The sequence below is a fragment of the Pseudoalteromonas sp. 19-MNA-CIBAN-0066 genome, assembly GCF_040308705.1.
Classification (GTDB): domain Bacteria; phylum Pseudomonadota; class Gammaproteobacteria; order Enterobacterales; family Alteromonadaceae; genus Pseudoalteromonas; species Pseudoalteromonas nigrifaciens.
Map to the genome: position 1 here is coordinate 1 of NZ_JBEONZ010000208.1, position 273 is coordinate 273.

A 273-nucleotide genomic window follows, 5' to 3' on the forward strand; every position below is an offset into this window, starting at 1 on the left:
GTTATAAGCTTGTTTTAAGCTTGTTGTTTTATTGGAGAGGGATTCATTTATTACAGAGGTGCTCGTTAGTTTTTTATGTGAGTGATTTAAGTTTTGTTTTACATTTTGTGCTTCATAAAAATTAGGTTTATAGAGGTAGCTTATAATTGCATGTTTTAAATTACTTATTGTGAGTAAAACATCGTTAAAAATAACTTTATTATCATTGTTTGAAGACCCTTCTAAATCACTAATTGTTACTTGTAAGTCATCAATAGGTTGTTTGAACTGAGT

At 27.8% G+C, this 273-nt stretch carries 1 protein-coding gene; it reads right to left on the reverse strand.

Going from position 1 to position 273, the window contains the following annotated elements:
* Positions 1 to 273: hypothetical protein (locus AAEZ18_RS18845; RefSeq protein ID WP_352255933.1), on the reverse strand; the 273-nt coding region annotated here is incomplete at both ends.